At 71.1% G+C, this 16,695-nt stretch carries 16 protein-coding genes; 4 read left to right on the top strand and 12 right to left on the bottom strand.

Features of this window, described 5'->3' with window-relative positions:
• Window positions 1-19: 19 nt before the first annotated feature.
• The 6 genes from ACX9I7_RS01660 to ACX9I7_RS01635 all read right to left on the bottom strand — a co-directional run bounded on the left by ACX9I7_RS01660 (window position 20) and on the right by ACX9I7_RS01635 (window position 7,582).
• Window positions 20-883 carry an alpha/beta fold hydrolase gene (locus tag ACX9I7_RS01660; protein WP_387575918.1) on the bottom strand — a complete coding sequence of 288 codons (864 nt, stop codon included), beginning with the start codon at window positions 881-883 and terminating at the stop codon, window positions 20-22.
• Window positions 884-925: 42 nt separating this feature from the next.
• Window positions 926-1,453 (bottom strand): MepB family protein, encoded by a 528-nt coding sequence (locus ACX9I7_RS01655; protein ID WP_459386278.1) that lies wholly within the window; start codon window positions 1,451-1,453, stop codon window positions 926-928.
• A gap of 25 nt (window positions 1,454-1,478) precedes the next feature.
• Entirely contained in the window at window positions 1,479-2,063 is a 585-nt protein-coding gene (locus tag ACX9I7_RS01650; RefSeq protein WP_459386277.1) for an RDD family protein, read from the bottom strand.
• A gap of 118 nt (window positions 2,064-2,181) precedes the next feature.
• Window positions 2,182-4,641 (bottom strand): galactose oxidase-like domain-containing protein, encoded by a 2,460-nt coding sequence (locus ACX9I7_RS01645; protein WP_459386276.1) that lies wholly within the window; start codon window positions 4,639-4,641, stop codon window positions 2,182-2,184.
• 92 nt (window positions 4,642-4,733) lie between these two features.
• The gene (locus ACX9I7_RS01640) at window positions 4,734-6,341 is read right to left on the bottom strand and encodes an ArnT family glycosyltransferase (RefSeq protein WP_387575926.1); all 1,608 of its coding nucleotides are present in this window, start codon (window positions 6,339-6,341) and stop codon (window positions 4,734-4,736) included.
• Window positions 6,338-7,582 (bottom strand): glycosyltransferase, encoded by a 1,245-nt coding sequence (locus tag ACX9I7_RS01635; RefSeq protein ID WP_387575928.1) that lies wholly within the window; start codon window positions 7,580-7,582, stop codon window positions 6,338-6,340. The genes ACX9I7_RS01640 and ACX9I7_RS01635 overlap by 4 nt, the downstream gene beginning before the upstream one ends.
• A gap of 247 nt (window positions 7,583-7,829) precedes the next feature.
• Between ACX9I7_RS01635 and ACX9I7_RS01630 the strand changes: the two genes are divergently transcribed.
• The 3 genes from ACX9I7_RS01630 (at window position 7,830) to ACX9I7_RS01620 (ending at window position 9,740) form a co-directional block, all read left to right on the top strand.
• Window positions 7,830-8,390 (top strand): hypothetical protein, encoded by a 561-nt coding sequence (locus ACX9I7_RS01630; RefSeq protein ID WP_459386275.1) that lies wholly within the window; start codon window positions 7,830-7,832, stop codon window positions 8,388-8,390.
• Window positions 8,391-8,470: 80 nt separating this feature from the next.
• Window positions 8,471-8,827 carry a histidine triad nucleotide-binding protein gene (locus ACX9I7_RS01625; RefSeq protein WP_358630792.1) on the top strand — a complete coding sequence of 119 codons (357 nt, stop codon included), beginning with the start codon at window positions 8,471-8,473 and terminating at the stop codon, window positions 8,825-8,827.
• A gap of 4 nt (window positions 8,828-8,831) precedes the next feature.
• The gene (locus ACX9I7_RS01620; protein ID WP_189452174.1) at window positions 8,832-9,740 is read left to right on the top strand and encodes a ribonuclease Z; all 909 of its coding nucleotides are present in this window, start codon (window positions 8,832-8,834) and stop codon (window positions 9,738-9,740) included.
• A gap of 57 nt (window positions 9,741-9,797) precedes the next feature.
• Here the strand turns inward: ACX9I7_RS01620 and ACX9I7_RS01615 are convergent, their stop codons facing one another.
• Window positions 9,798-10,598: an HAD family acid phosphatase gene (locus tag ACX9I7_RS01615; RefSeq protein WP_459386274.1), complete on the bottom strand. Its 801-nt coding sequence runs from the start codon at window positions 10,596-10,598 to the stop codon at window positions 9,798-9,800.
• A 157-nt stretch (window positions 10,599-10,755) separates the two neighbouring features.
• Here ACX9I7_RS01615 and ACX9I7_RS01610 point away from each other — a divergent pair, with 157 nt between their 5' ends.
• Complete coding sequence (locus tag ACX9I7_RS01610; RefSeq protein WP_126914055.1) at window positions 10,756-11,841, top strand: S-(hydroxymethyl)mycothiol dehydrogenase; 1,086 nt, start codon at window positions 10,756-10,758, stop codon at window positions 11,839-11,841.
• A gap of 106 nt (window positions 11,842-11,947) precedes the next feature.
• Here ACX9I7_RS01610 and ACX9I7_RS01605 read toward each other — a convergent pair whose 3' ends face one another.
• From ACX9I7_RS01605 to ACX9I7_RS01585, 5 genes are all read right to left on the bottom strand, one after another.
• Window positions 11,948-12,736 (bottom strand): ABC transporter permease, encoded by a 789-nt coding sequence (locus ACX9I7_RS01605; RefSeq protein WP_387575935.1) that lies wholly within the window; start codon window positions 12,734-12,736, stop codon window positions 11,948-11,950.
• Window positions 12,733-13,701 carry an ATP-binding cassette domain-containing protein gene (locus ACX9I7_RS01600; RefSeq protein WP_459386273.1) on the bottom strand — a complete coding sequence of 323 codons (969 nt, stop codon included), beginning with the start codon at window positions 13,699-13,701 and terminating at the stop codon, window positions 12,733-12,735. Before ACX9I7_RS01600 ends, ACX9I7_RS01605 begins: the two co-directional genes overlap by 4 nt.
• 78 nt (window positions 13,702-13,779) lie before the next feature.
• On the bottom strand, window positions 13,780-14,625 hold the full coding sequence (locus ACX9I7_RS01595) for a DUF4097 family beta strand repeat-containing protein (RefSeq protein ID WP_387575939.1): 846 nt from the start codon (window positions 14,623-14,625) through the stop codon (window positions 13,780-13,782).
• Between the two features lie 54 nt (window positions 14,626-14,679).
• Window positions 14,680-15,156: a hypothetical protein gene (locus ACX9I7_RS01590; protein ID WP_387575941.1), complete on the bottom strand. Its 477-nt coding sequence runs from the start codon at window positions 15,154-15,156 to the stop codon at window positions 14,680-14,682.
• 192 nt (window positions 15,157-15,348) lie between these two features.
• Window positions 15,349-16,674 carry a 6-phospho-beta-glucosidase gene (locus tag ACX9I7_RS01585; protein WP_387575943.1) on the bottom strand — a complete coding sequence of 442 codons (1,326 nt, stop codon included), beginning with the start codon at window positions 16,672-16,674 and terminating at the stop codon, window positions 15,349-15,351.
• Window positions 16,675-16,695 lie beyond the last annotated feature (21 nt).

The following is a 16,695-nucleotide window of genomic DNA, read 5'->3' as shown; positions in this document are numbered from 1 at the left end:
GGAGCCGTGTCGGCCCGCGTCAGACGACGAGCCGGTCCAGGATTGCCGCCACCTCCGCCGGGCGCAGGAGGAAGCCGGTGTGACTGGTGTCCATGGTGTGGACGTCGTAGGGGTTGTCCGGGGTCAGCGCGTCGGCCTCGGCGATCAGGCGGTCCTGCATCGCGACCGGAAGCGTGCGGTCGTCGGTGAGCCGGATGTATGTGCGGGCGATCGTTCCCCAGGTGTCGGCCTGTGCGCGGGCGTCGGCCGTCATCACGGCGAGGGACTCGTCGGGCTGCAGGATGTTGAGGAAGGCGCGGAACTGCCCGTCGGTGGCATCGGCCATGACGGCCGCCTTGAGGGCGGCGAGCAGCTCGGGGTCGGCCGTGCGGTAGTTGGCCCGTCCGACGCCGAGGGCGGCCGGGTCGCCCACGTTCAGCGGGGCCAGCGGGGCCAGCAGGCTGTCGGCGAACTCCGGTTCCCGCATGTACTCGACGGGGCTGGTCCGCTGGACGCACGACCAGGCGGATATGTAGACGAGCCGGTCCACCAGCTCCGGCACGGTGTTGCCCACTCCGGTGATGGTGGTCCCGCCGAGGCTCGCTCCCACCAGCACCACGGGGCCGTGCGGGGCCACCCGGCGGACGACGTCGACCACCGAGTCCACGTTGTCCCGCAGGGTGACCCCGGCCAGCGTCGAGGGCTCGACGGCCCAGGCGTCGAGATCCTGGGGGGCCTGGTAGGCCACCGGGTACTGCGCGTCGAACCCGTGGCCCGGCAGGTCGACAGCGAGGCTGCGGTGCCCGAGCAGCGCCAGCTCGCGCTGGACCGGCGTCCACATGAACGAGCTGGTGCCGGAGCCGTGGACCAGGACGAACGTGGGGTTTGCGCGGCGAGTGTTCATGATCCGGAGCGTAATGACCACGCCGCGACCATGCCTCCGGATTTACGGGTGGTACAGGGCCCGGGCGCGCGTCAGGTCGACGGTCCCGTCCCGGCGGCCGAGGTCGAGGAAGTGGTTGACCTGCCATGACTGGGTGGCGCGGGCCTGCCGGCTGGTCGTGGTCACCCAGGGCGGATAGACGCGGAATCCGCGCTTCCCGCCGGAGCCGTCGCGGGAGACGACGCCGCGCTCGCACAACACTTCACGCGGGAACACGAACTGCCCGAAGCCGTCGTCGTCCCGACTGCTGATGACGAAGAGGTCCACCCCGTCGGCGGCGTCGAACGGCCGGATCGGACCCTCCTCGGACCGCTGCCAGACGGTGACGAACTGGCCCACCTTCGTCGGGGTGGTCTTGCCCACGCGGAACCGCACCGAGCGGCCGTCCAGTGTGAACGCGCACGCCGCGTACTCGGCGCTCTCCGGTTCGGGCACCGGCGGCGAGCAGACGAAATCGCTCGGGTCGTACACCCGCGCCTTCGCCGCCAGCAGGTCACCGTGGATCGCCGCCCACGGCTCGTTCGTCTCCATGCCGTCATCCTGCCATCGCGTCGCGCTAGCGGCGCAGGTCCCCGCTGTGGACGTAGCGCAGCCCGCAGCCGTCCTCGTACGGGTCGCCGTCATCGCCGAACAGGGACCAGATCGGCTGCATCGGGAGCCACGTCAGGCCGAGGAGCCAGCGCTGGACGGCCTGCCAGAAGCGCGGACGCCCCGCGTCGTCCGCGCGCACCACACGCGTCATGCACAGGAACTTGCCCACCGTGGTGCGGAACAGCACGGCGCCCAGCACGTGGTGGACGAAGGACAGGCCGAAGAAGGCGACGGCGACGCAGATCCAGAAGGCGCCCGTGCTCTTGTCCGCCGTGAAGTGCACGCCGATGCCGAACCCGCCGAAGAACGTGATCATGCCGTCGATGAAGGCGAAGAGGTAGCGGCGCAGGTCCCCGACCTCCCGGGGGACGTGGTGAGCCGGCTGGACGGGCTGCTGGGGGTGGGCGTACGGGTGCGCCTGCTGGTGGTAGGGCTGCTGGTACGGCTGCGCCTGCTGGTAGGGCTGCTGGTACGGGTGCTGTGGAGCGTACTGGTGCTGAGGTGGGTACGGCTGCTGCGGAGCGTACTGGTGGTGCTGGGGATCGATCACGGGGTGTCATCTTGCTGCACTCATGTGACAGCTGATGCACAGGTTGATCTATGACCGGTATCGAACCCCAGCACCCAGTACCCAGTGCCCAGGCGGTGGAGCAGCGGAGCCGTGGAGCTCAGCCGCAGGCGCGCCCGTTCCTGTCCGGGTCCAGCTTCAGCGGGTCGTCGCGGCCGTTGAGCTTGAGGACGCCGTAGTCGTGCGCCTTCAGCCACGCGCAGCGGCCCGCCGTCGTCGGCGGGACCGTCTTCGGGAAGGCCGTCGGCACGCACACGTTCTCCGCGCCGTAGTGGCGGTCGCAGCCCGAGACCGTCACCGGGACCGGGTGGGACGTGTGGGCCGGCTCCGGGGCTTTCGCCTTCTCCGTCATCCTCCCCGCGAAGTCGTGCACCATAGGCGATGCCTTCGGGGTGTCCAGCGCGTCCGGGCCGCCGAGGTGGACCCAGGAGGCCACCGACGGGACGCCGTCCGCGTCCACGGCGAAGAGCATGTACCAGCCGGGCGGCGCCAGGTTCGGGTTGCTGGTGACGTTCAGATCGATCGTCGTTCCGTCAGCGCCCACCGTCATCGGCAGATCGACGAAACGCTGATTCGGGTCGGAGGAATGCGTCACCGCCGCCGGACGGATCAGCTCCGCCTTCACCACCGGGCGGTCGACCGTCATCCGCTGCGTACTCGCGTACTGCCAGCGGTTGTTCGCCACCGAGGTGATCTGGGGCCGCGCGCCCTTGTAGAGGTACGGCGGGGTGTAGATCGACACGTGGTCGTCGAACGTCCCGTTGCCCGGGTTGTCGCCGACCGCCATCACCCGGCCGTCCGGCAGCAGGAACGCCGACGAGTGGTACGTGCGCGGGATCGGGTCCGTGGCCAGGCCCGGCTGGAAGGTGTTCGTCGCCGGGTTGAACATCGACGCCTCGAACACCGGGTCCGCCCGGTCGTGGAGCCCGCCGCCCGTCTCCAGCACCTTGCCGTCGGGCATCAGCACGGCCGAGACGTACATCTTGCCCTGCGCGCCCGTCTCGGGCTTGGGCCCCTGGCCCTGGTCGACCGTGCCCTGCGGGAGCAGGGGACCGGGCGTGTAGCGGGGGTTGGGGGCCTTGAGGTCGATGAGGTCCGTGAGACGGCTCGCCTCCGGGTTGGTGTTGACCTGGCCGCCGCCCATGGTCAGGACGCGCTGGTCCTGCGCGGGCGGGAGCAGCACGCTCATCGACTGGTCGCGATTGTCCTTGTCCTGCAGGCCCGGGACGTCCGTGATCTTGTTGGCGTCGTAGTCGTAGACCGACGCACCGGTGCCCGGGGTGCCGTTGCCGAAGACATGGCTGCCGGAGTAGAAGAGCCGCCCGTCCTGCATCAGGATCATCGACGGGTACAGGCCCCAGTACGACCAGGTCTGGTTGACCTCCGTGCGCGGCAGCCACTTCTGCTGCGCCTGGGAGAACTTCTCGGCGGTCACGCTGCCGGTGGAGTCCTCCTTCAGGCCGCCGAAGCTGATGACGTCGCCGTTGCCGAGGAGGGTCGCGGAGGGATACCAGTGGCCCTCGTTCATGTCGTTCGTCTTCACGTACGACTCGGACGACGGGTCGAAGAGGTAGCTGTCCTTGAAGCCCTCGTAGCCGTGGCTGCCGTCGGCCGCCGGGTAGGACTTGTTGCCGCTCATGATGAGCACCCGGCCGTCGGACAGCTGGACGTGCCCGGCGCAGAACATGTCGACGGGCGTCGGGATCGTCTTCATCGCGCCGGTCTTCGGGTCGTATACGGCGGAGGTGAAGGTGCCCGCCTTGAACATCGCCGGGTCGTTGCCGGAGCCCGCGACGAGCAGCACCTTGCCGTTGTGAAGGACGACCGAGTGCATGCTGCGGACCGGGTTCTTGAAGGGCATCACGGCCCAGCTGCCCTTGACGCACGCGTCCCCGGCCGTGCAGACGGCCCCGGCGGCGGGCTGGGTGGCGTCCTCCATGTCGTAGTCGTCGGTGGTGACGGTGCCCGTGCCGTAGACGGAGACGCCCCAGGTGATCTGGTCGGTGCCGGGCGGCACGACGGGCGTACGGACGGTGGCGCGCGTGTAACCGGCGCTGACCGGCAGCGTCTTGAGGTCCGTCCAGTACTGCCAGCCCGCCTTCACGTCATGGCGGAAGACGGTGACGGACGCGTCGGGGGTGGTGCTCTTGTACCAGAGCGACAGGTCGTACTGGTGGGACGGCGTCACGCTCGGCGCGCACGAGCTGTCCTCGGCCATCAGCACCTTGCGGTCGCCGCTGACCCGGCGGGTGACGGACAGGGTCAGCGCCTTGCCGCCGCTGTGGGACTGGTCGGTGGTGGTGACGGTGAAGTCGTTGTCGCCCCAGCCGGCCTTCTCCCAGCAGGTGGGCATGGCGTCCGAGGCCCGTAAGGACTCGAGGCCGGGGTTGACGACGAGGTTCGACCCGGCGGTGGCCGGCGCGGGCGCGGCCAGCAGCAGGCCGAAGGACGCGCCGGCGGCGAGGAGCAGGGCGGCGGCGGTGCGGGATCGCTTGCCGCGGGGGCGAAGGAGGGCGCGTCTGACGCGTGTGCGGGTCGGCTTTCTGCTCAGTGCTGTCATGCCATCACAAATCCCTTCTCTGACGGCCGTCACGACGGTGTTTTCCGCTGTTGCGAGGCAGGTAGACGAGCGCCTGGACGTGGTCGTCTCCGTCACCGAGCTTCCGCCCTCTTGACCCTGCGGATCTCGATCCGGCCGTCGCCCTCGCCGAAGGAAGCGACTGTCTCGGAGTTCGTCAGCGCTGCCTTCACCAGCGGCAGCGTGGGGGCGTCGCGGCGGACGGTCGGGGAGGCGACGACGTAGTCCACGTCGCGCCAGCCGCGCGGCAGCGTTTTGGTGATGGCCGGGTCCAGGTCGGCCTTGTAGAACCAGACGGCCCCCGTCCCCGGGCGGTATCCGGCGTGGACCAGGTCGAGCCAGATCGCGTCGTCGGCGAGGACGCGCGTGCTGGACGGGTCGGGGACGTTGGCCTTGTCGCGGAGCCAGTGCGCTGCCGCGCGGTAGGGGGCGTTGGTGTCGGTGGTCAGGGCGGTGCGGGTGGCGTCGTACCAGTGGGGGAGGGCGACGGCGGCTGCCGTCACGGATATCGCCAGGGTCGCGGTCCGGCGGATGAGTGCGGGTCTTCGGCGGCCCCCGCTCCTCAAGCGCCGGAGGGGCTGCGGCGCAGCCGTCGCCGCGCCCGCCAGTGCCAGAGCCAGGAACGGCAGCATCTGGATCACGTACATCGCCGGCAGGTACCCCGACGGGCGCAGGGCCACCAGGGCCAGGATCGTCGCCGCCGTCGCCGGGCCCGCCAGGGCGCGGCCCGTGGGGGACCAGCGGGCCGCGGCGAGCAGGAGCACCGCCGCCGCCAGGCCCGCGATCGGCAGCACCCGGTCGTAGTAGAGCCACGACCGCAGCACCGCGTGCGCGCCCGAACGGTCGTCCAGGACGAAGCCCGAGCCCGCCCGGCTCATCTGGTACTTGATGCCGTCGATCAGCGAGACGTGGCCGGCGCCCGGGAACAGCTCGTGGTTGAGGAGCGCGAACAGGGGATAGGCGAGGCCCGTGAGGACGCACGCGGTGATCGCGCCCGTCACCGCGAACTTCCGGGTGTCGCGGTGGGTGTGCCGCCACATGGTCAGCAGCAGCGCGGGCAGGACGACCAGCATCGTCTCCTTGGACAGCACCGCCACCGCCGCCGCCAGGCCCGCCCCGAAGTGGTGCCACAGGTGGCGGCGGGGCGAGGCGGCCAGGCAGAAGGCCAGCAGGATCCACAGCACGGCGATGTTGTCGAGGAAGATCTCCCGCTGGAGCACCACCGACAGCGGCGACAGCCCGAACAGCGCCATCGCCAGGGCCGCCGCCCACCGCCGCAGGCCCAGCCGTCGGGCCAGGACGTACAGCAGCACCGCGCTGACGGCCGTCACCAGCAGCATCGCCACCCGCATCGGGGCGACGGACATGACGTCGGGGAAGAGGGCGGCGGGGAGCCAGGTGAGGAGGGCCAGTTGGAGCCAGCCCAGCGGCGGGTGGTCGTACCAGTACGTGTAGTGGGCCAGGCCCTTGCCCTCCTGGACTGCCCACGCCTGGGCGAGGTAGGTGCCCTCGTCGTCGCTGAGGGCGGGGAAACCGGTGGTGTTCCAGCCCTGGACGACGAGGATCGCGACCAGCACCGCCCCGCACAGCAGCAGGTCGGGGCGGGAGGCGCGCAGCCGGGTGGGCGGGGTGGGGCCGAGGACGAACGGGGGCTCGACAGCCGCCGGAATGGTCGCGGTCACGGCGTGACGTCCTCTCTGGTGAGGTGCGCGCCGACGTGTCGGGTGAGCTCCCAGTCGCTGCGGCCCCGCTGCTCCCGCCAGACGGCGCGGACGGCCGCGCCCGCGAGGAGCATCTGGTAGAAGGGGCCGCCGAGGATGAGCTTGAGGTAGTGGACGAAGCGCACGCGCAGGCCGTACTGCGCGCCGAAGTCGTGGAGGCCGACGACCTCGAAGACGAAGGTGACCAGCATGGCCACGGCGGGCAGGAAGGTCACCACGGCGACGCCGGCGGGGACGTCCAGCAGCAGGGCGATCGCCGTGTTCAGCGGGATGACGAGGCCGTTGAACGCCTGGAAGAAGGGCGTCATCAGGGTGTAGCGGGCGAGCATCCGCTGGGCGAGGGTGGGCAGTCGGCGCCAGTCGCGCTTGCGGTAGACCTGGAGGAAGCCCTGGTTCCAGCGGGTGCGCTGTTTGAGCAGGCTCATCAGGGTGCCGGGGGTCTCCTCGCGGGTGACCATCTCGGAGTCGTAGGCGACGACGACGCGCTTGCCGGTGCTGGAGAGCCGGACGCCCAGGTCGCAGTCCTCGGCCAGGCACTGGGGGTCCCAGCCGTCGGCCTCGCGGAGGACGTCGGTGCGGACGAAGACGGTGTTGCCGCCCAGCGGGATGAAACCTTTCTCCGCGTGGAGGTGGAGGCGGCTGCGGAACCAGAAGAAGTACTCCAGGCAGTTGCGCAGGCTGTACCAGCTGGAGTGGAAGTTGATCAGCTGCACGCCGCCCTGCACCACGTCCGCGCCCGTCGCGCGGAAGGCGTGGTCGACGTGGGCGAGCAGCTCGGGGTGGACCTGGTCCTCGGCGTCGAAGACGCCGACGACCTCGCCCAGGCAGTGGGGGAGCGCGGTGTTGAGGGCCTTGGGCTTGTTCTTCTTCTCGTGGGTGTCGACGATCACCCGCACCCGGTCCGGGGCGGCGGCCGCGACCTTCTCGGCGACCTCGGCGGTCTCCGGGTCGTCGTGCCCGACGATCACCAGCACCTCGAAGCGGCCGTGGGTGGATTCCAGCAGCCGGGTGACGGTGTGTTCCAGGACCGCCTGTTCATGGCGGGCGGGCACCAGGAGCGAGAAGGAGAGCGCGCCCTCGTCCCCGGCCGGCTGGAAGCGGGTGCCCGCGAGCGTCTCGGGCGTGCGCCAGGCGTGCATCTGCCACCAGAGCGTGAAGGCGGCCATCCAGAAGAGCGCGAGCGATACCGCGCAGACCACCATGGACGTCAGCAAAAGTTGTCCCCCCTACCCCCGGACGCGGCCCCCCAGCACGCGTGTGTGTGTCCAGGGCAGAGAGAGTAAGGGGAGAAGGTGAAACTCGGGTGCGGAAATGATAAATCCTGCGTTTCCGAACCAACTCCTGGAAGATCGTGAGAAGTTGGCCTGGACCAGACGGGAGCCGGGCGAACGATCCGGTGGCCGGAGGCGTCCTTCCCCCCGGACGCGGGCCGGTGGGACACTCCCCGCTATGGGTGCGTCAAGGCACATACGGTACGGACTGGGTGCCGCCGCCCTCACCGGTACCGCCATCGTGGCGCTGTCCGGCTGCGCGACGGGCCCCGGGCTCGATGCGACGGCCGTCGCCGCCACCACGCAGCGGGAGGCCGGCCGTGCCCTCGACCGGGAGGGCGTCCACGCCGCCTGGCTGAGCTGCAAGGGCAAGGCCGAGAACGGCGGCAAGGACCCCGGCACGGGCAGCGCGCTGCCGGTGACCGTCGTCGGCGTCGACTGCGAGGGCCGTACGGACAACGGCAAGAGGATCATCGTCTACGGCAGCGTCACGGGCATGTCCGGCCAGGGGTGCGTCCGGGGGCTGCTGACCGCCAAGGTCGACGGGCGGACCGTCTTCCAGGTGACCGTGCTGGGCGACTGCGACCGGACGGGCGGCGGCAGCGGCAAGCCCCCGGCCTCGGACAAGCCCCCCGTCTCGGACAAGCCCCCGGCCTCGGGGGGCTCCGCGCCGAAGCCCGGCGGGCATCCGGGCCCCTCGGCGAGCTGCACCGACAGACCTCCCGCACCGGGCAAGTGACGAGGCTGGTCACGGCGGGCGGACGGACGGACCGGTAACATCCGGACCGTACGAGCCGACGACCCGGGAGGAGCCCACCGGTGGCGGGAGAACCGCAGGCGGACTGCCTGTTCTGCAAGATCGTCAAGGGAGAGGTGCCCGCGACGGTCGTCAGGGAGACGGAGACGACCGTCGCCTTCCGCGACATCAACCCCCAGGCGCCCGTGCACTGCCTGGTGATCCCCAAGGTCCACTACCCGGACGCCGCCTCGCTGGCCGCCGCCGAGCCGCAGATCGCCGCCGACGTGCTGCGCGAGGCGGGCGAGGTCGCCCTCCAGGAGAACGGGGACAAAGGCTTCCGGATCGTCTTCAACACCGGCGCCGGCGCCGGGCAGACCGTCTTCCACGCCCACGCCCACGTCCTCGGCGGCCGTGGCTTCAACTGGCCCCCCGGGTAGACCCTTGTCCGTTCGCGAACTCGTCGTCCTCGGCACGGCCAGCCAGGTCCCCACCCGGCACCGCAACCACAACGGCTACGTCCTGCTCTGGGACGGGGACGGCATCCTCTTCGACCCCGGCGAGGGGACGCAGCGTCAGATGCTGCGCGCCGGGGTGGCCGCGCACGACCTCAACAGGATCTGCGTCACCCACTTCCACGGCGACCACTCGCTGGGCCTGGCCGGGGTGATCCAGCGGATCAACCTCGACCGGGTGCCGCACCCGGTCACCGCGCACTACCCGGCGAGCGGCGAGCGCTTCTTCAAGCGGCTGCGGTACGCCACGGCCTACCGCGAGACGGTCAAGCTCGTCCAGGAGCCGGTCGCGGGCACCGGCGCGGTGCTGGCGGCCACCGGCTCGTACACCCTCCAGGCGCGCCGGCTCTCGCATCCCGTCGAGTCCTACGGCTACCGCCTGGTCGAGCCCGACGGGCGCCGGATGCTGCCCGAGCTGCTGGCCGAGCGCGGGATCGGCGGGCCGGACGTCGGCCGGCTGATGCGCGAGGGCGCGGTCGGCGGGGTGACGCTGGAGGAGGTCAGCGAGGTGCGGCGCGGCCAGCGCTTCGCCTTCGTGATGGACACCCGGCTGTGCGACGGCGTCCACGAGCTGGCCGAGGGCTGCGACATGCTCGTCATCGAGTCGACGTTCCTCGACGAGGACGAGCCGCTGGCCACCGAGCACGGCCATCTGACGGCGGGCCAGGCCGCGCGCGTCGCCGCGCGGGCGGGCGTGCGCCACCTGGTGCTCACCCACTTCTCGCAGCGCTACGACGACCCGTCGGTCTTCGAGCGCCAGGCCCGCGAGGCGGGCTTCACCGGCGAGCTCACCGTCGCCCGGGACCTGCTGCGCGTACCGGTGCCGAAGCGCCGCTGAGCGATACGGAAGGGGGCGGGGTCCGCGCGACCCCGCCCCCTTCCATCCTCAAAAGCCTTACGGCAGGAAGTACATCGGGTTCGGCAGCTTGTAGGTGTGCTTCGCGTAGCCGCCCTGCAGGTCGCTGTACTGGTCGCCGAAGTTGGCGACGATCTCGAAGCCCTTGGACTCGATGTACTTGCGGGTGCCCGCCTTGTACTCGACCGTCGTGCACTTGGAGCCGCAGGCGAGGTAGGCCGGCGGGGTCTTCTTGTTCTTCAGGAAGAAGTGGGAGGCGTCGGCGGCGGGCTTGTAGCCGGCGTTCTTGAGGTTGCGGACGCTCCAGTCGCGCTGGTGCTCGTCGCGGCCGGTGACGAAGAAGACCTCGATGCCCTTGGACTGGGCCCAGTTGACGAGCTTGGGCATGCCGAAGACGGCCGTCATGTCGGTGGACTTCAGGTAGGCGTCCTGCGACTCCGGCGTGAAGCGGAAGCCCTGCTGGAGCTCGTAGTTGTAGGTCAGGAGGGTCGTGTCGTCCACGTCCAGGACGATGGCGGGCTTCTTCGCGCCCTTCTTGGCGTGCTGGGTGTTGCGGGCGACGTTCTCCAGCTGGGCCTTGGCCTTCTTCTGGATGTCGGCGAGCTGCTTGGCGTAGTTGCTGTTCGCCGAGGCGTAGTGCTGGCCGGAGGCGTCGACGGTGTCGCCGTAGAAGGCCTTGATCTTGTCCTGGACCTGGGTGAGGTTCGGGATCTCCTTGTCCGTGCGGGGCACCGCGTGGTCGGCGGAGGCGGCGCCCGCGGTGTACAGGCCGGCGCCGACGGCGAGGGCGGCGGTGGCGGCGGCGACGCGCACACGCGTGGACTTCAGGGAGAGCGACACTGGTGACTCCTGGGTAACAAGGACGGTGCAGCGCGAAGCTAAGCCCTGAGCCGGACGGGGTCAAGGTTCTGGCGGAGTGATGTCTACGCGCGGAGAAAGATCGTTTGGGCGTACCGTGGTGTGCGGACCAGCGACACGAAGGGTGGGGCACGAGATCATGGCGCAGGAAGTACGCGGAGTCATCGCACCGGGGAAGAACGAGCCGGTGCGGGTGGAGACGATCGTGGTACCGGACCCGGGTCCGGGCGAGGCCGTGGTGAAGGTCCAGGCGTGCGGTGTGTGCCACACCGACCTCCACTACAAGCAGGGCGGCATCAACGACGACTTCCCCTTCCTCCTCGGCCACGAGGCGGCGGGCGTCGTCGAGTCCGTGGGCGAGGGCGTCACCGAGGTGGCCCCGGGCGACTTCGTGATCCTCAACTGGCGGGCCGTCTGCGGCCAGTGCCGGGCCTGTCTGCGCGGCCGCCCCCAGTACTGCTTCAACACGCACAACGCCAAGCAGAAGATGACCCTGAAGGACGGCACGGAGCTGTCGCCCGCGCTCGGCATCGGCGCGTTCGCCGAGAAGACGCTGGTCGCGGCGGGTCAGTGCACCAAGGTCGACCCCGCGGTCGCCCCGGAGGTGGCGGGCCTGCTCGGCTGCGGCGTGATGGCCGGCATCGGCGCCGCGATCAACACCGGCGGCGTGGGCCGCGGCGACTCCGTCGCCGTCATCGGCTGCGGCGGCGTCGGCGACGCGGCGATCGCGGGCTCCCGCCTGGCGGGCGCGGCCCGGATCATCGCCGTGGACATCGACGACCGCAAGCTCGCGAAGGCGCGCGAGATGGGCGCCACCCACACGGTGAACTCCCGCTCCACCGATCCCGTCGAGGCGATCCGCGAGCTCACCGGCGGCCACGGCGCGGACGTCGTCATCGAGGCCGTCGGCCGCCCGGAGACCTACGAGCAGGCCTTCTACGCCCGTGACCTCGCCGGCACGGTCGTCCTCGTCGGCGTGCCGACGCCGGAGATGAAGCTGGAGCTCCCGCTCCTGGACGTCTTCGGGCGGGGCGGCGCGCTGAAGTCGTCCTGGTACGGCGACTGCCTGCCGTCGCGGGACTTCCCGATGCTGGTGGACCTCCACCTGCAGGGCCGGCTGGACCTCGGCGCGTTCGTCACCGAGACGATCGGGCTGGGCGACGTGGAGAAGGCGTTCGCCCGCATGCACGAGGGCGACGTGCTGCGGTCGGTGGTCGTCTTCTGATCCCCTGATCCCCTGGTCGGGGAACGCCGACGGGGCGGCGTGCGCCGACGTGATGTCGGAGTACGCCGCCCGCACGGTCGTCCGTCCCGGTTGCTTCGGGTCCCGGCTACTTCGGGTCGCGGTCGAAGGCCCGCTTCGACCAGCAGTAGCCGAGTGCCGTCAGGCCCAGGCACCAGGCGACCGCGAGCCATCCGTTGTCACCGATCCCGGTGCCGAGCAGCAGCCCGCGCAGGGTCTCGATGGCCGGGGTGAACGGCTGGTACTGGGCGACCGGCTGGAACCAGCCCGGCATCGCGTCGACGGGGACGAAGGCGCTGGAGACGAGCGGCAGGACGATCAGCGGCATCGCGTTGTTGCTGGCCGCCTCCGCGTTCGGGCTGACCATGCCCATCCCCACCGCGATCCAGGTGAGGGCCAGCGCGACCAGCGTCATCAGCCCGAACGCGGCCAGCCACTCCAGGGCCGTGGCGTTCGGGGCCCGGAAGCCGATGGCCACGGCGACGGCGCCCACGAGGACGACGCTGGCGACCGACTGCAGCACGCTGCCGATGACGTGCCCGATGAGCACGGAACCCCGGTGGATCGGCATCGTGCGGAAGCGGGCGATGATGCCCTCGGTCATGTCGTTGGAGACGGAGACCGCGGTGCCGACCACGGTGCCTCCGATGGTCATCATCAGGATGCCCGGCACGACGTAGGCGATGTACTGGGAGCGGCCTGCGCCACCGCCCATGCCCGCGCTCATCACGTCGCCGAAGATGTAGACGAAGAGCAGCAGCAGGATGATCGGCGTCAGCAGCAGGTTGAGCGTCATCGACGGGTAGCGCCGCGCGTGGAGGAGGTTGCGGCGCAGCATCGTGGACGAGTCGCGCAGGGTGTGGGTGAGGGAGCTCATCGGACAGCCTCCATCGGCTGGTCGGTGCTGCCGGTCAGGGCGAAGAACACGTCGTCGAGGTCGGGGGTGTGCACGGTCAGCTCGTCCGCCTCGATGCCGGCGGAGTCCAGCCAGTCGAGGATGGAGCGCAGCTCGCGCTGGGTGCCGTCGCTGGGGATCTGCAGCGCCAGCGCCTCGTCGTCCCGGGTGACCTCGCGGAGCGCGAGGGCGGCGTTCCGGTACGCGGCCGGGTCGGCGAAGCGGAGCCGGACGTGTCCGCCGGGGACGAGCCGCTTGAGCTCCTCGGCGGTGCCCTCGGCGGCGATCCTGCCGCCGTTCAGCACGGCGATGCGGTCGGCGAGCTCGTCGGCCTCGTCCAGGTACTGGGTGGTGAGGAAGACGGTGACGCCGCCGGAGACGAGCTCGCGGATGATCTGCCACATGTTGTGGCGGGAGCGCGGGTCGAGGCCGGTGGTCGGCTCGTCGAGGAAGATGATCCGTGGGTCGCCGACGAGGGTCATGGCGATGTCGAGGCGGCGCTTCATGCCGCCCGAGTAGGTGGAGGCGGGCTTCTTCGCCGCCTCGGTGAGGCCGAACCGCTCCAGCAGCTCGGCGGCGACCCGCCGTCCCTCGCGCTTGGACAGGTGGTGGAGGTCCGCCATGAGGAGCATGTTCTCCTCGCCGGTGATCAGTCCGTCGACGGCGGAGAACTGCCCGGTGACGCCGATCGCGGCGCGCACCCCGTCCGGGGAGGCGGCGACGTCGTGGCCCGCCACCCGCGCCTGTCCGCCGTCGGCGGTGATGAGCGTGGACAGGATCTGCACGGTGGTGGTCTTGCCGGCGCCGTTGGGACCGAGGAGCGCGAACACGGACCCGGCCGGGATGCGCAGATCGATGCCGTCGAGGACGGTCTTGTCGCCGTAGGACTTGCGCAGACCGGTGGCGGAGACGGCCACGGATGATGTGAGCATGACAGACGAAGGCATGGGCCCTCCCGTTCGAGGCTTTGAAGAGGTCGAGGCTTTGAAGTGGTGGGGCTTTGAAGTAGCCGGGGAAAGGGCCGGTCAGACCTTGGCGCGGAGGATGTCGACGTTGCCGTGCCGGGTGCGGGCGTGGATCTCGACGGTGTCCTCGGTCGCCGCCGGGGCCTCCGTCGCGGTGAGCGCGTTGCGCACCTGGCCGGAGCCCGGGTCGACGTCGAGCCAGGCGGCCGTCCCGGCGCGGACGCCGACCTCGATGGAGCCGTGGGAGGTCTCCAACCGGACGGTGCCGCGGGCCACTTCACCCACGCGCAGGGTGCCGTGGGCGGTGGTGGCGGTGACCGAGCCCGCGGCGCGACGGATGTCGATGTCGCCGGTGGAGTTGCTCACCCGCAGCTCGCCGGTCGCGGTGCCGACGGTCGTGGTGCCGTGGGAGTTCTTCAGGACGGCGGAGCCGTCGACGAGGCCGACGCGCAGGCTGCCGGAGCTGGTGGTGATCTCGGCCGTGCCCTCGGCCCGGTCCACGGTGATCGAGCCGTGCGACGCCTTCAGGTGCAGCGGGCCGGTCGCGTCGAGGCGGACGTCGCCGGAGGAGGTCTTCACCCGGACCTCCCCGAGCCGGCCCTCGCCGAGCACCTGGGCCCAGGCGCCGGTCATGTCGACGCGGGAGCCCGTGGGCAGTTCGACCGTCACGTCGACGACACCGGTGCGCCCGACGAGGTAGCGCGACTTGGGCGTCCGCAGGGTCAGTACGCCGCCCGCGTACGTCACCTCGGTCTGGTCGGCGGCCCGCGCGTCCAGTTCCTTCTTCGGGTCGCGGGGCAGGACCTCGACGAGGGTGTCGGGGCGGTCGCCCGCGACGAACCGGATGGAGCCGGCCTCCACGTGGGCGGTGACCGAGATGGGCGCGGGGGTGTCGAAAGAAGGCATGGGTGTCCCGTCCTCTTGAGTCTTCGAAAGCTGTGGGTGGAGTAGTGGGGTGGGCTAGCGCGCCCAGCCCTGTTCCGTCGTGCGCGGCCGGTTGCCGGTGGCGGTTCCGGTGTCGGCCGCGGCCGAAACGGCCCGTACCAGCCACGCGTTGACCGACAGGCCGTCGCGGTTCGCGGCCTCCTCGGCGCGGGCCTTGAGGTGGGCCGGCAGGCGCAGATTGACGCGGGCGGTGGTGCCGTCCTCGTCGCCGTCGGCGGGCGGTGGTGTCCGCGCCGTGAACGGTTCGGCGGGCGGCGGTGTCACCACGAAGTCGGGGTCCAGTCCGCGCAGCCGTACGTCGACCGAGCCCGGGGCGAGCTCGCGGGTGACCTCGTCCATCGCGGCGGAGAGCGCGTCGAGCAGGGTCAGCCGGGCCGCCGCCTCCAGAGGGGCGGTGAGCTTCTCGGCCAGCTCGCGGGCTTCGTCGCCACCGGCCTCGGCGGCCACCGCGAGTTCGCGGCGGAGAGTGTCGACGTATGGGGTGAGGTCCATGACGCCATCATGGCATCACGATGGCGCCATGCGCAAGAGGGGTGGTGCCGGACCTGGCGCAGCCCTCCGGGAGAAGGCTCTGAGCTGCGGAAACGTCAAGGGTGTGGGTGTGGGCGCTGGCGCCGGATGGCGTTGCGTAGTGCCACCCGGCGCCGCGTGGCGCCACGGCGGTGCCACGCGAGAGCCGGAGCTCTACCCGAGGCCCGCTCTGCTCAGGATGCGGGCGGCGACCGACGGGGAGTCGACCAGCGGGTGGAGCGCCAGCGCGCGGAGCGCCGCGTCGCGGTCCTCGTGGACCGCCGCCTCGATCGCCGCCCGCTCGACGGCCTTGAGCTGGAGCATCAGCCCCAGCTGGTCCTCCCGCAGCGGGGCGCACGGCAGCGGCCGGGCGCCCTTCGCGCCGACCTCGCACACCGTCTCGATGATGGCGGTGGAGTCCAGGGCGGGGACCGTCAGCCCGTTCGGCACATTGAGGATCAGCCGGGTGCGTTCGTCCGCGCTGATCGCCCGCATCAGGGCGAGCGCCACCTGGTCGTAGCCGCCGCCGTCCAGGTCGCAGGTGTCGCGCTGCCAGCCGCCGGTCGCCGCGCGGCTCTCGGCCATGTACGTCTCCTCGCGGCGCAGCCGGGTGTGCTCCCACAGCTCGAAGGAGCGCTCGGGCGCGGCGGCCGCGCGGGTGAAGAAGTCGCCCTGCTGCTGGTCGAGGAACTCGCCGCGGGTCTTGGCCGACTCCATGACCGAACGCAGGGTCTCGCGGCGGAAGTAGTAGTAGTGGAGGTATTCGTTGGGCAGGGCGCCGAGCGCCTGGAGCCAGCGGGCGCCGAAGAGCTTGCCCTCCTCGAAGGAGGTCAGGGCCGCCTCGTCGCGCAGCAGCCCCGGCAGCAGGTCCTCGCCGTCCCGGGCCAACGAGCGCAGCCAGCCCAGGTGGTTGAGGCCCACGTAGTCGTAGGTGAGCGACTCCGGGTCCGCGCCCACCGCCCGCGCGGCGCGACGGACCAGCCCCACGGGTGAATCGCAGATGCCGATGACGCGCGGGCCGAGCACGGCGGACATCGCCTCCGTCACCATCCCGGCGGGGTTGGTGAAGTTGATGACCCACGCGTCAGGGGCGATCCGCGCGACCCGTTCGGCGATGTCCGTGGCCACCAGGACCGTGCGGAGCCCGTAGAGGACGCCGCCCGCGCCGACGGTCTCCTGGCCCAGGACGCCCTCGGCGAGCGGGATCCGCTCGTCCATGACCCGTCCGGCCGTGCCGCCCACCCGGATCGCGGAGAAGACGAAGTCGGCGCCGCGCAGCGCGTCGTCCAGGTCCTCCGCGAGCCGTACGGAGGGGGCGCGGGGCACCCCGGCGGCCTGGGCGTCCAGCACGGAGGCGATCACCCTCATCCGCGCGGAGTCGGTGTCGTGGAGCACGAGCTCCGTGCAGCGGCCCGGGGCGTCGCGCCGGGCGTCGTCCAGCAGGGCCCGGTGCACCAGAGGCACCCGGAATCCACCGCCGCCGAGAATGGTGAGCCTCATGGAACGGAACGTACCGCAGCA

It is taken from the genome of Streptomyces sp. L500 (assembly GCF_054551825.1).
The sequence above is the reverse complement of the archived record's forward strand: the minus strand, read 5'-3'. Positions and strand labels throughout refer to the sequence as shown.